The organism is Erysipelothrix enhydrae, from assembly GCF_035066605.1.
Lineage (GTDB): Bacteria > Bacillota_I > Bacilli_A > Erysipelotrichales > Erysipelotrichaceae > Erysipelothrix > Erysipelothrix amsterdamensis.
In genome coordinates, this window is the sequence record NZ_CP125807.1 from 742,970 (window position 1) to 756,270 (window position 13,301).

Here is a 13,301-nt window from a genome sequence, read left to right on the forward strand (position 1 = left end):
TTCATTTGTAATAATGCTTATAAATTGTATAATTAAATAAGAAATGAGGACAATATGACCGATAATGGATTAAGACTACAACTAGCGGGAATTGCGATTTTGCTACTTGGGATAGGTTTACAGAATAATGAAGTATTATTATGGTTCGGTATTCTTGTTGCACTTTATGGATTATATCGTGGTGCTGATGATCAAGGAAAAAAGAACCAAGGCAAATATGTTCCTAACATGGACAAGTTAGCTGAACGCTCTGTGACTGCAATTAAGCAGGCTCGTAAGGAAGATTCAGATCAAATGAACTCTGAAGATTAACGCAGATATGAAAACGGATATTTTATCCGTTTTCTTTTTTATTTTGTGAGACGTCTAAAGTTATGATTCGATAAGATGTGGTATAGTATATTTAACATTTTAAAGGAAAGGAGACCTTTATATGGCTGATAATAATTGGTATGAAAAAAAAGAAGGAAAAGCAGAACATTTAGTATACCTAGACAATGAGGGTAAAGAACTACAAAAGTTACTTAATAAAGAAAAGACTATGATTATTCGTGCTGCAGCGGCCAAAAAATCACCACTTGGCGGAAGAGCTAAAATCGGTGATGTTATTTATTTTGTGGAAAAAGGTGGAGATATGATGGTAACACATCGCGCCATTCTTACAGAAGTAATTGAAAAATATGAGTTGACACCTGATGAGTCCGTGCAGTATATAAATGGTTTCAATAAACAATTAAATCTCTCTGAGAAGCAAAAATTGTGGTGGTACGGTAAGAAATACATTGGTCTTTATGAAATATCGAAGATGGAATCTATTGAAGCATTTAAGTATAATCGTACTAAAAACATGGATGATTGGATTATAACGGATAATATTAATCAAATAAAATAATCGTTCATATGCTCATTTACACATAAAACTTACCGTAAACAAGCCACTTAAATAGGTAATCTGGAGGATTTAGTACATAATTAAAAGGCTTTTATCTTTAGGATCAAAGCCTTTTAAAAATGGTGGTTGACATTCATACTTGAACTAACCTATACTATCCATGTATTAATAACCAAATATAATACCCATAATATGGTTGGGTAGTATCTACCGATGTACCGTAAACACATCGACTATCGTGGTGAAAACTCGCAAGATCGTTTTCTCCCGATCTTTTTTTATTTGGTTTTTTAATCAGAAGAAAGCTAAGGAGAGGAGATAAAATGGAAAAATTCTTTAAGCTCAAGGAAAATAATACAACAGTTGGTACGGAGGTATTGGCTGGAATAACAACATTCTTTGCGATGGCATATATACTGTTTGTTAATCCACAAATATTATCTGAATCAGGGTTGCCGTATAATGGGGTTTATATAGCAACAATTCTTGCATCTGTAATTGGTACATTAATTATGGGGTTATTTGCGAATATCCCTTATGCACAAGCACCAGGAATGGGGTTGAATGCGTTCTTTACTTATACAGTTGTATTAGTAGGTGGTTTTACACCTTATGAAGCACTTGCTATGGTATTTATCTGTGGATTGTTGAATATGTTTATGACGGTCACAAATATTCGTAAACATCTAATCAAAGCAATTCCAGAAACATTACAATTAGCAATCAGTGCAGGTATCGGATTGTTTATCGCTTATATTGGACTTCTTAACATCAAGTTTATCGAGTTTGGAGCTGTACCATCAATTACAAACTTTAAAGATCCAAGTATTGTCTTAGCAGCGATCGGACTTATCATTACAATTGTATTAATGCTTAAAAAAATTAAAGGTGCAATTTTGATTGGTATTCTTGCAACGACTGTTATTGGTATTCCAATGGGAGTTGTTCAACTCGGTGGAGCCGCACAGTCAACTGTTGGGTTCTCAGTAATCTTTAAAGAATTTGGGGAAATTTTTGGTAAGGCACTGGGTCAAGAAGGTCTTGTGAGTCTCTTTACAAATTATAATTTAACTAAAATTCTACCAATTATCTTTGCATTTTCATTAACAGATACTTTTGACACAATCGGTACATTTATTGGTACGGGTCGTCGTTCAGGGATTTTTTCTCAAGAAGATCAAGATTCTTTAGAATCTGGAAGTGGAATGAAGTCAAAATTAGAACGTGGATTGTTTGCGGATATGATTGCAACTACCGCAGGAGCAGTTCTTGGAACTTCAAATGTTACGACGTTTGTTGAAAGTTCTGCCGGAATTGGGGCCGGTGGACGCACTGGACTTACTTCTGTTGTTACAGCAGCATGTTTCTTAGTAAGTATTATCTTAGCACCAGTTGTTAGTTTAATCCCTGCAGCAGCTACAGCACCTGCTCTTATTGTTGTTGGTATATTAATGAGTGCTTCATTTGGTGATATTGAATGGACTAATTTTGAAAAAGCTGTTCCAGCATTTTTCACAGTTATTATGACAGTTCTAACTTACAGTATTTCAAATGGTATTGCATGTGGTTTCATTGCTTATATTATCGTAGAGGTATCAATGAAACGTGCATCAAAGGTCCATCCAATTGTTTATGGAAGTGCGTTACTCTTTATTCTTAACTTTGTAATTACAGCAATGAGCTAATATCATAACAATATATCCTTATAAAAAAAGAAAACCACTCTTCATTGAGTGGTTTTTTATTTATAATAAGTTGAGTTTTTTTAGTATTTTCTTATGAGCGGTAATGATGGCAAGTCTATTTAACTCTTCTCGAGGAATAAAGTACCAATTTTGATTTAAGTCTTGAATGGTATCAACCTCAAATACCGAAATGTTCCACTGTAAATGGGAAAATTTATGTTTTAACGTTATTATTGGATCAGTTGCATAAACACCGTCAATTTGTGGCAATCTTAAAAGTCCCTCCATCAGACCATCCTCGTGATCATCTGAAATTAGAATTCTACCATCTTTCTGATATATCAGAACTGATTTTTCATAAATGGGTACCGGTTTTGCTTTAGGAATAAATGGTATTGTTCCGATACACTCACCACGATAGCAAGCGCACATTTCTTTAAAAGGGCAACCTTCGCAGTTTGTGTTACTTGGTGTACATACAAGGGCTCCAAGCTCCATAAGAGCTTGTGTAAAGTCACTGGGGTCAGCACCATTTAACAATAACTCCTCTTTAAGAAACGTTTCGAAGTATTTATGGCAAGCCCGTGTATTAACATTTTCAGTGTAATTAAGATAGCGTGCCATAACACGCTTTACATTTCCATCAATCGCAATTTCAGGGAGACTGAAAGCAATTGAAGCGATTGCACTGGACGTGTAGTCACCAATACCTGGAATTTTCATGAGTTCTTTTTTGTCAGCAGGAAGCGTGCCTTCGTAATGTTCCATAACATATTGAGCACCCGCATGTAGGTTTCGTGCACGACGATAGTAACCGAGTCCTTCCCACATTTTTAATACTTCGTCAATTTCTGCATTGGCGAGAGTTTCAACATCGGGATATCGTTTTATCCATCGATCATAATAGGGGATCATGGTAGCGATTTGTGTTTGTTGGGCCATGATTTCGCTTACCCATATTTTGTAAGGGTCTTTTTGAGACCTAAAAGGTAACACGCGTTTGTTTTCGTGGTACCAGCCCATGAGTCGTTCTGTAAAGTTCATAAGGATAGTATACACGATAAAATAAAAAGAAAAGAGCTCGGTGCTCTTTTCTTAGAGAGATAGTGCGTTTCATTATCATTTACTCCATAAGTGGTTAAGAAGGAAATCATGAAGTAAATTTCAAGAGAGACAATGAATTGCAGTAACAACTTACATTATTTTCCGAGTTGTTACTTATATGATATACGGAATTGGGGCGGAAATCAAGAATAAATGGTATAATAAACGTGGGAAAAAATGTGAAGAGGACAATTATGGAAACTTATACTAAATCGCTTTCTAAAAAAGACAAGATAACGTTAATCTTCCAACTTCTATTAGGTGTTTTTACAGTGATAGTTGGTGTTTTATTTATATTTAGAGATAAAATTTTATGGTCGTTAATCTATTGGATGTTTGTTGCGATGTTAGCGGCAACAATCCTTTTGTTTTTATATCGGTCTGTGAAAAATCGAAGTATTTCGGATGCACTTATAGCGCTCGGATCCGGTGTTTTTCTAGTTTTAATTATTTATAAAGAGGCCCTCTATATTGAAATTATGGCATTGTTTTTTGGTATTTGGGCTTTGTTTAATGCACTTGTTCATGGACTTGAATTTTATGTCGCAATTCATGAGAAACAAAAAAACAAACTTTTTAAACTTTTCGCTTCTGTAGTTTCTTTAATAATGGGTATTGTATTACTAACGCGTGGCGTATCGAATCGCTTTTTAATGAATATTCAAATTGGTTCGTACGTGATTTTCTTTGGAATCGTATCCATCATATCTTCAGCTCGCGTATTGTGGCGTCATCAAACAAGCGTTCGTTTATCAGCGCCTGTCTTTTTAGCCGCAATGAATCCATATTTTCTGGTTAAAGAAACACGAAAATTAGTTCAAAGTAATCCAGATGCTGTGATTGATAAGGTCGTGAAGACTGAAGGAAATTACATCTCAATCTATATTTATGCGAAAGATCACGGTTATAACCGAATGGGACATTTGGATATTGGTTATAACGGGGTTATTTACTCTTATGGTGCTCATGATCCGTTCAACCGTGCGAAATCTATGGCATATGGAGATGGTGTCATGATTGTGGGAAGTGAAGTTGATTATGTTCAGTATGCGGTGGACGATGATACAACTGTCTTTCGCTTTATTTGTGAATTATCGGATGAACAACGTGAGTTTGTGGAAAATCGGTTGGATGAGCTGTTTAAGTCCGCTTATTATTTTAAGTGGCCATATCAACTTGATACTAAGAAAGAACATCATCTTACGAATTTAATTGATGCAGGCGCTGCTGTCGATTACTATAAGTTTAAAGAGGGTGAGTTTAAAACCTATAATGTCTTTACCACAAATTGTGTTTTAATCGCTGATTACGTCATTCAATCTACGGGTATGAAATTATTTCAAATGAGTGGTGTTATTACACCCGGTGCCTATTATGATTATCTTGATAATTTATTAAATAAACCCGGTTCGATTGTTGTTAAGCGGGAAATATATCGAAAAAAAGAAGTTTAAAGAATCCTTGGGATTCTTTTTATTTTGTATTGAGCATATTCATTGCTAATATTTCGAATTCGAAATATTATAGTAATACAAGTAGGAGGTACTTATGAAACAGTTAAAAGGACTACATCATGTAACTGCGATTACGAGCAGTGCAGAAGAAATTTACAAATTTTATACATATATTTTAGGAATGCGTCTTGTTAAGAAAAATATTAATCAAGACGACATTCATACTTACCACCTTTATTTCGCAGATGACCGTGGTAATCCCGGAACGAATATGACGTTTTTCGATTTTCCAAATATCACAAAATCGCAGCGTGGTACGAATGAATTATCTCGAACCAGTTTTCGAGTAGCTTCTGATGAAGCACTTGTGTACTGGGAAAAACGATTTACACACTTTGAAATTCCATTTGAATCAGATCATATGTTCTTTGGGAAAAAAGCAATCACATTTGAGGACTTTGATGGACAGCGTTATGCTTTAGTTTCTGATGAAAATAATGTAGGCGTTCCCTCAGGAGAACCATGGTACAAGGGTCCTATTCCAGATGCTTACGCGATTACCGGCTTAGGTCCGATGTTTATGGATGTATCGAATGTTGAGTTAACACACCAAGTACTTTCAACCGTATTTGGAATGCGAAAATCGATGACAGAGGGTAAGTTAACGCTTTATGAAATGGGCGATGGTGGTAATGGTGGATCGGTTATCGTACGCGAGAATCAAGAACAGTCAAATGCAATTCAAGGCTCTGGGGGTGTACACCACGTTGCTTTTAGAGTCGATGAAAAAGAAGATCTTATGAAGTGGTATCGAGAGTTATCTGAAATGGGTATCCCAAGTTCAGGTTATGTAGAGCGTTTCTATTTTGGCTCACTCTATATCCGAATCCTTCCTAATATTCTTTTCGAACTTGCAACTGATGGACCAGGGTTTATAGATGATGAAGAGACTTATGAAGTTCTTGGTGAGATGTTGACATTACCACCACATCTTCGTCCAAAGCGTGACTATATTGAGTCACAAATCAAAAATTTCGATACAGTTCGTAGTACTCGTGAATTTAAGAAAGAAGAATTTTAATGACAGACCTTAAGACGCTTACGATCCTGTTTCGCACACATCAAAATATTCTAGAACAAGTTAAAGAAAGCATTAAAGATTTTGATATTAATGTTAATGAATTTCAAGCACTTGAAGCACTTTATCATAAAGGAAAACTTACAACACAAGCTCTTTGTGATACAGTTCTTGTACCAGGAAGCAGTATGACGTATGTCGTAGATCAGTTAGAGAAAAAAGGTCTTGTTGTTCGATTGAAAGACGAGAATGATCGCAGAATAAACTATGTTATGCTTAGTCCTAAAGGTTTAAGGAATATCGAAATCATCTACAATAAGCATTATGAAGTGATGCGTAAGCGATTCGATAAACTTACGTCAAAAGAAGAAGTAACACTTCAAAATCTTTTAAAGAAAATAGGAAAGGAAGGATAGTATGATCCATAAAATGATTCCAGGGAAATCTGAACGCACAATCATTGGTTTACATGGAACTGGTGGCACGGAAGAAGACATGATTCAGATTGCACATTATATTGATCCAGACGCTACATATATTGGGATTCGGGGTAATATCGTAGAATCCGGAATGAACCGATATTTCAAACGTATCGACATGAAAACATTTGATTTAGAAAGTTTGAATCATGAGTCTATAATCTTAAAAAATGAAATTCTTACATTACTTAAAACATATGATCGTTCTATGGAAGAAGTATCTGTTGTAGGATATTCAAACGGTGCAAATATTACATTGAATTTATTAAAAATGGATGTAGGTCTCTTTAAACAAGTTGTCTTATTTCATCCAATGCATGTACAGCCCAATATTCCATTTCCAAAGCATCTACAAACTCGACTTTTCATAACAAGTGGTACGGGCGATCCCTATACGGATGTCCAAGATATTGAAGTAATGGTTGAAGAATTACGAGAATCTAAGATTTTTGTAACACACTTTCATACGCAGCATGGTCATCAATTGATTCCTGAAGAAATTAAACAAGCACGTGACTTTTATGAAATTTAAAATTCAAGATTTAAGTGCTAAGGATCGATACAAATTTTTGACAGGAAGTGTAGTACCCCGTCCAATTGCCTGGATAACAACACGGAACTCAGATGAATCCATAAATCTGGCACCTTTCAGTTATTTTAGTCTCGTTGCTACGGAAGTCCCTATTGTTTCGGTTGCAATTAACCGAAATAAAGGAAAATTAAAAGACACAAGTAAAAATCTATTACAAACTCGTGAATGCGTGATTCATATTGCGAATCATGAGTTTGTTGAAGCCATGAATGCAAGTTCGATGACACTTCCTTATGGAGAAAGTGAAGTATCTAAACTGAATCTCGAAACACAATCAAGTACGATGATTGACACTTTGAGTCTTAAAGATGTAAAGATAACACTGGAAACTGTACTGTTTAGTCATCAAGAAATTGAAAATGAGGATGGAGTATGTACAGATCTGTTTCTACTTAAAGTACTTCATTTGGATATTGATGATTCAATTTTTATCCAAGAGAACCGTTACATCGATGTAAATAAATTCGGTCCTATCGCTCGTCTTGCAGGAAATCAATTCGCAGAAATCAAACCAGTTTTTACATTAAAACGACCTGAATAAAAAGAAGCTCGACTGTGAGCTTCTTTTTATAATTCTTGAAGTATTTTTTTAGCAATATCTTGATTTAACTTAGGTTCTTTGAGTAATTTCGCTACAAGACGATCAACATCTTCAGAAGGACATCCCACAGCTAAGGCTAGAGATTTTGCTTGAAGTTTCATATGACCATTTTGAATTCCAACAGTTGTAAGTGCGTAAAGAGCTGCGAAGTTTTGTGCGAGCCCAACAGATGCTAGAATCATCATCAGTTCTTCAGCATTCTGATATCCTAAAATTTTATGACTCAACTGTGCCTTAGGGTGGATTGCAATGGAACCACCTATAGTACCAATTGGGAGGGGTAGTTTGATCGTGCCTTCAATCATGTTGTCGGAATTTATACACCACGTGGCAAGCGGTTGATAGCTTCCTGTGAGCGATGCATAGCTATGTACTGAAGCCTCGATTGCTCGCCAATCATTTCCTGTCGCGATAACAACGGCATCGATACCATTCATGATTCCCTTATTATGTGTTGCAGCACGGTAAGGGTCTACTTCCGCAAGATGACTTGCTTGTTGGATTCGTAAGGCGATATCATCAGGGAAACGAAGTGTTTGGGGATCGATTATAACACGTGCTTCTGCCAAACATTCAGTTGCTAGGTTCGATAATATGGCCATGAGTGGATGTTCATCGAAGACTGATTCAAGATGATTTCCAATTGCTTCTAAGATTGTATTCATCATGTTTGCACCCATTGCTTCTTGGGTATCAATAGTACAATAAACAATCAAAAAAGGTGTTTTATGGGGCTTGTTGATAAACGCAGTATGAATTTGACGTAGACCACCACCACGCTTAACAATAGAAGGGTATGCGTCATGTGCGATTTTAAATAATAAATCGCGGTTATCATCTAAGTACTGAATCATTGCTATTTGATTATGAGGATTCGCAAAGGCAATTTGTCCGATCATATTGCGCTTATAAATACGAGCGTGGATGCCTCCATTATGCTTCATGATTTTCGCGGCATTACTTGCGGCAGCGATTACAGAAGGTTCCTCAGTTACCATAGGAATGACATAGTCTTGATTGTTTATCAAGAAATTTGGAGCACAACCCATTGGGATTTCATATGTAGTAACCGCATTTTCTATCATATGTTCATAAATCTCCGGTCCCAGAGGAATATCAAGATCGAAATCGTAGAGACTTTGATCATTTAATACATTACGGCGTTCTGTTATCGTTTTTTTATAAAATTTATTGTACATAGTGAACACTCCTTTTATAAATATCATACCGAATTTGATTATATATGCCAAGTAGAATTGAGAGGTGTGGTATTATATTAAAAAAGGAGTGATATGATGAAAACAAATAAAGTTTCAATTATCGGTGCAGGATTCGTCGGTTCAACAACAGCTTTTGCGTTAATGAATAGTAATATTGCATCTGAAATCGTAATCGTTGATATTAACAAAGAAAAAGCACAAGGTGAGGCAATGGACTTAGACCAAGGTCGAGTGTTTGTTTCTCCAGTTAAGATAATTGCTGGAGATTATCCAGAAACTCAGGGTTCAGATATTGTAATTATTACAGCGGGTTTAGCTCAGAAACCCGGTGAAACACGTATAGATCTTGTAAATCGTAATATTAAGATTTATGAAGAATTAGTACCAAATATCGTAAAATACAATCCCGATGCTATTTTACTTGTGGTGTCAAACCCAGTCGATATTTTGACACATATTACTTATAAACTGTCTGGATTTCCAGCAGAACGTGTTATTGGTTCAGGAACGGTCTTAGATACTGCACGTTTCCAATCGATGTTAGCGAATAAATTTGAAGTTGACGCTCGAAACATTCATGCGAATATTATTGGAGAACACGGCGATAGTGAAATTGCTACATGGTCTTTAACGACCGTTGCAGGACTTACTATCGACCAATACTGTGAGAATGTTGGTATTGAGTTTACAGAAGAAACACGTCAAAAAGTTACGCATGACGTAAAGACTGCAGCTTATGAAATTATTGACAGAAAAGGGTATACAAACTATGCTGTCGCACTCGCAATTACGCGTATTGTGAATGCGATTTTAAGAGATGAAAATTCAATTTTAACGGTCTCAAGTCTTCAAGATGGAGCATACGGTATCGAAGATGTTTATATTTCAGTTCCTACAGTAGTGGGAAGAACCGGTGTTAAACATGTTATTGAAGTTCCGTACAGTTCAAACGAGGTTGAAGCACTTCAAGAATCTGCAGAGATGTTAAGAGATATTGTTTCACAATCTAATTTATAATAATGAACACCATGTTAATCGTTAACATGGTGTTTCTTTGTAAGCGTTTAAGTGAACTTATACGCAAAAAATAAGCATGAAGAGTGCATTTTCTGTCAATTCATGTTCAATTCATGTATAATGATACAGTTATAGGAAAAGAGACGATGTATATGAAAAAAATTATTAATATAGCAGTTATCGCGCACGTTGATGCGGGAAAATCTACATTGGTTGATGCAATGCTTAAATCAGCCGGTGTTTTCCATGAAAATCAAGTTGTTCTAGATCAAGTTATGGACAGCGATGATATTGAACGTGAACGTGGTATCACAATCTATTCCAAAAACTGTAGTGTAAATTATGGTGACATCAAAATTAATATTGTTGATACACCAGGCCACGCCGACTTCTCAAGTGAAGTAGAGCGTATAATTAAAACCGTAGATACAGTTATTCTCCTTGTGGATAGTGCAGAAGGTCCTATGCCACAAACACGCTTTGTACTTAAAAAATCACTCGAAGCCGGTCTAAAACCAATCTTGTTGATTAATAAAATTGATAAACCTGATCGCCGTGTTGAAGAAGTAATCGAAGAAGTTTATGAATTATTCATGGATCTAGATGCTACTGATGAACAATTAGAATTCCCAATTCTTTATGGTATTGCGAAGAAATATATTGTTCAAAAAACACTTGAAGAAGAAGGAACAAACATTAAACCGTTGTTTGATACGATTGTGGAACACACACCACTTTACCCAGATTATGACAACGATCCGTTACAATTCCAAATTTCCTCACTTGCTTATGATGAATATGTTGGACGTTTAGGTATTGGTCGTATTACTAAGGGTCAAGTTAAACGTGGACAAGCAGTTGTTGTTGCTGACAATAATGGAAATACAAAACGCCAGAACGTTTCTAAAATCTTTACATATGATGGATTGAAACGTATTGAAACTGATGTAGCCTATGCAGGTGATATCGTTCTTGTTTCAGGTATTGATGATATTTCTATTGGAAATACGCTCTGTGACGTAAATCATGTTGAGCCACTTCCTCCAATCGTAATTGAAGAACCAACACTATCCATGAACTTCATGGTTAATGCTTCTCCATTTGCTGGAAAAGATGGTAAATATGTTACATCACGTAATATTAAAGAACGTCTTGAAAAAGAACTTGAAGTTAATGTTGGATTACGTGTTGAAGCAACCGAATCTGCAGACTCATTTAAAGTTTCAGGTCGTGGAGAACTTCACTTATCAATCTTAATTGAAAACATGCGTCGTGAGGGCTATGAGCTCGCAATCAGTAAACCTCGTGTTATTACACAAGAGATTGATGGACGTAAATGTGAACCGATTGAAGAAGTAATTGTTGAAGTGCCAGAAAAATATTCAGGAACAATGATCAGCCAAATTAGTTTACGACAAGGTGAACTTACAAATATGGAAGAAGATCGCGGAATGGTTAAACAATACTGGAATGTTCCAACACGTGGACTTATTGGTTTCCGTGGAGACTTCATTAATATGACTCATGGTGAGGGAACAATGATCCGTCAATTCCATGGTTATGAACCAATGAAGGGTGCAATTTCACAACGTTCAAATGGTTCAATGGTTTCAACTGAAACTGGAAAATCAATGACATACTCAATCTTCAACCTTCAAGAACGTGGCCAATTCTTTATTGGTGCACAAACAGATGTTTATGAAGGAATGATTTTAGGTATTGCAGCACGTGATACTGATATGGATGTCAATCCAACTAAAAATAAAAAAGCAACTGCTGTTCGTAGTTCAGGACGTGATGAAGCGATGAAGCTAACACCACCGATTCCATTGACACTTGAATATGCACTCGAGTTTATTCGTGATGATGAACTTGTTGAAGTAACACCGAACTTCCTAAGATTACGTAAACGTTATTTAAAAGCAATTGATCGTAAACGAGCAGGTCGTTCAGATATTGATTAATCAAGGAGATCGATAATATGAGTTTAGGTAATAAACCATTGAAGTTGACTTTAATTAAAAAATCAAATGAATCTAAGGCGCGTCTCACAACAATCGAGACGCATCATGGAACGGTAGAAACGCCAATGTTTATGCCAGTAGGAACCCTTGCAAGTGTTAAATTTCTGTCACCAGAAGATTTACGTAAAATAGGTTCCCAAGTTATTTTAAGTAATACGTATCACCTATGGTTAAGACCTGGGGAAGATGTGGTTCGTCAAGCAGGTGGACTCCACAAATTTATGAATTATAATGGACCAATTTTAACAGACAGTGGCGGATTTCAAGTGTTCTCACTTGGAAAAATTCGCACAATTTCTGAAGAAGGTGTTGAGTTTAGAAGTCATCTTAGTGGTGAGAAACTATTTTTAACGCCAGAAAAAGCTATCCAGGTTCAAAATGCATTAGGACCAGACATCATGATGAGTTTCGATGAATGTCCTCCTTATCCTGCAACTTATGAATATATGAAAAATTCAGTAGAGCGCACAATTCGTTGGGCAGCTCGTGGTAAAGCAGCACATCAAAATCCTGAGACACAAGCATTATTTGGTATTGTCCAAGGAGGTAAGTATGCTGACCTTCGTGAACACTGTGCTAAGGAATTAGTAGCCATGGATTTCCCTGGTTACTCAATCGGAGGAACTAGTGTTGGTGAACCTAAAGATGTCATGTGGCAAATGATCGATCATACGATTGATTTCTTACCTGAAGATAAACCTCGTTATTTAATGGGTGTAGGTAGTGTTGATGCAATTTTTGAAGGCGTACTACGTGGTGTTGATATGTTTGACTGCGTATTACCTACTCGAATTGCTCGACATGGTACAGCAATGACCTCAACCGGTCGTGTTAATATTAAAAATAAAAAGTGGGAGTATGATTTTTCGCCACTTGATGAAAACTGTGATTGCGAATGCTGTCAAAACTATACAAAATCTTATTTACGACACTTAATACGTTGTAATGAAGGATTTGGTATGCGTCTTCTATCTATTCATAACCTTCGATTCTTATTGAAACTCATGGAAGATATCCGTGAGGCAATTAAAGAAGATCGTTTACTTGAACTTCGTGATGAAGTTTATGAGAGTTATGGCATTACAGGAGATGACCATCCAGGATGGTAATCAAACATTAAACTTGGTTCGTATGAACCAAGTTTTTTTATGCAAT

At 36.1% G+C, this 13,301-nt stretch carries 13 protein-coding genes and 1 riboswitch; of the genes, 11 read left to right on the forward strand and 2 right to left on the reverse strand.

Annotated features, from left to right (window positions below; translation table 11 throughout):
- The first annotated feature begins 54 nt into the window (after positions 1-54).
- The 3 genes from LLS04_RS03710 (at position 55) to LLS04_RS03720 (ending at position 2,577) form a co-directional block, all read left to right on the forward strand.
- Positions 55-312, forward strand: a complete 258-nt coding sequence (locus LLS04_RS03710) for a hypothetical protein (RefSeq protein WP_323611995.1) — start codon at positions 55-57, stop codon at positions 310-312.
- Positions 313-433: 121 nt separating this feature from the next.
- Positions 434-892 carry a hypothetical protein gene (locus LLS04_RS03715; RefSeq protein ID WP_323611996.1) on the forward strand — a complete coding sequence of 153 codons (459 nt, stop codon included), beginning with the start codon at positions 434-436 and terminating at the stop codon, positions 890-892.
- A gap of 154 nt (positions 893-1,046) precedes the next feature.
- Positions 1,047-1,149: riboswitch (purine riboswitch) on the forward strand.
- A gap of 66 nt (positions 1,150-1,215) precedes the next feature.
- A complete protein-coding gene (locus tag LLS04_RS03720; RefSeq protein WP_323611997.1) occupies positions 1,216-2,577 on the forward strand; it encodes an NCS2 family permease in 1,362 nt (453 codons plus the stop codon).
- A gap of 60 nt (positions 2,578-2,637) precedes the next feature.
- Here the strand turns inward: LLS04_RS03720 and mutY are convergent, their stop codons facing one another.
- Positions 2,638-3,621 carry an A/G-specific adenine glycosylase gene (mutY, locus tag LLS04_RS03725; RefSeq protein WP_323611998.1) on the reverse strand — a complete coding sequence of 328 codons (984 nt, stop codon included), beginning with the start codon at positions 3,619-3,621 and terminating at the stop codon, positions 2,638-2,640.
- A 254-nt stretch (positions 3,622-3,875) separates the two neighbouring features.
- Between mutY and LLS04_RS03730 the strand changes: the two genes are divergently transcribed.
- The 5 genes from LLS04_RS03730 to LLS04_RS03750 all read left to right on the forward strand — a co-directional run bounded on the left by LLS04_RS03730 (position 3,876) and on the right by LLS04_RS03750 (position 7,825).
- Positions 3,876-5,135 (forward strand): HdeD family acid-resistance protein, encoded by a 1,260-nt coding sequence (locus LLS04_RS03730; RefSeq protein WP_323611999.1) that lies wholly within the window; start codon positions 3,876-3,878, stop codon positions 5,133-5,135.
- Positions 5,136-5,229: 94 nt separating this feature from the next.
- Positions 5,230-6,216, forward strand: a complete 987-nt coding sequence (locus tag LLS04_RS03735) for a VOC family protein (protein WP_323612001.1) — start codon at positions 5,230-5,232, stop codon at positions 6,214-6,216.
- The gene (locus tag LLS04_RS03740; protein ID WP_323612002.1) at positions 6,216-6,629 is read left to right on the forward strand and encodes a MarR family winged helix-turn-helix transcriptional regulator; all 414 of its coding nucleotides are present in this window, start codon (positions 6,216-6,218) and stop codon (positions 6,627-6,629) included. The genes LLS04_RS03735 and LLS04_RS03740 overlap by 1 nt, the downstream gene beginning before the upstream one ends.
- Position 6,630: 1 nt before the next feature.
- Positions 6,631-7,224 carry an alpha/beta hydrolase gene (locus tag LLS04_RS03745; protein WP_323612004.1) on the forward strand — a complete coding sequence of 198 codons (594 nt, stop codon included), beginning with the start codon at positions 6,631-6,633 and terminating at the stop codon, positions 7,222-7,224.
- Positions 7,214-7,825 carry a flavin reductase family protein gene (locus LLS04_RS03750; protein ID WP_323612006.1) on the forward strand — a complete coding sequence of 204 codons (612 nt, stop codon included), beginning with the start codon at positions 7,214-7,216 and terminating at the stop codon, positions 7,823-7,825. Before LLS04_RS03745 ends, LLS04_RS03750 begins: the two co-directional genes overlap by 11 nt.
- 26 nt (positions 7,826-7,851) lie before the next feature.
- Here the strand turns inward: LLS04_RS03750 and LLS04_RS03755 are convergent, their stop codons facing one another.
- A complete protein-coding gene (locus LLS04_RS03755; RefSeq protein WP_323612008.1) occupies positions 7,852-9,084 on the reverse strand; it encodes a hydroxymethylglutaryl-CoA reductase, degradative in 1,233 nt (410 codons plus the stop codon).
- A gap of 96 nt (positions 9,085-9,180) precedes the next feature.
- On the opposite strand from LLS04_RS03755, the gene LLS04_RS03760 reads away from it, so the two are divergent.
- The 3 genes from LLS04_RS03760 to tgt all read left to right on the forward strand — a co-directional run bounded on the left by LLS04_RS03760 (position 9,181) and on the right by tgt (position 13,255).
- Positions 9,181-10,122, forward strand: coding sequence for an L-lactate dehydrogenase (locus tag LLS04_RS03760; protein WP_013852439.1), 942 nt, complete (start codon positions 9,181-9,183; stop codon positions 10,120-10,122).
- 152 nt (positions 10,123-10,274) lie between these two features.
- Complete coding sequence (typA, locus tag LLS04_RS03765) at positions 10,275-12,086, forward strand: translational GTPase TypA (protein ID WP_323612009.1); 1,812 nt, start codon at positions 10,275-10,277, stop codon at positions 12,084-12,086.
- A gap of 17 nt (positions 12,087-12,103) precedes the next feature.
- Positions 12,104-13,255 (forward strand): tRNA guanosine(34) transglycosylase Tgt, encoded by a 1,152-nt coding sequence (gene tgt / locus LLS04_RS03770; RefSeq protein ID WP_323612010.1) that lies wholly within the window; start codon positions 12,104-12,106, stop codon positions 13,253-13,255.
- Positions 13,256-13,301 lie beyond the last annotated feature (46 nt).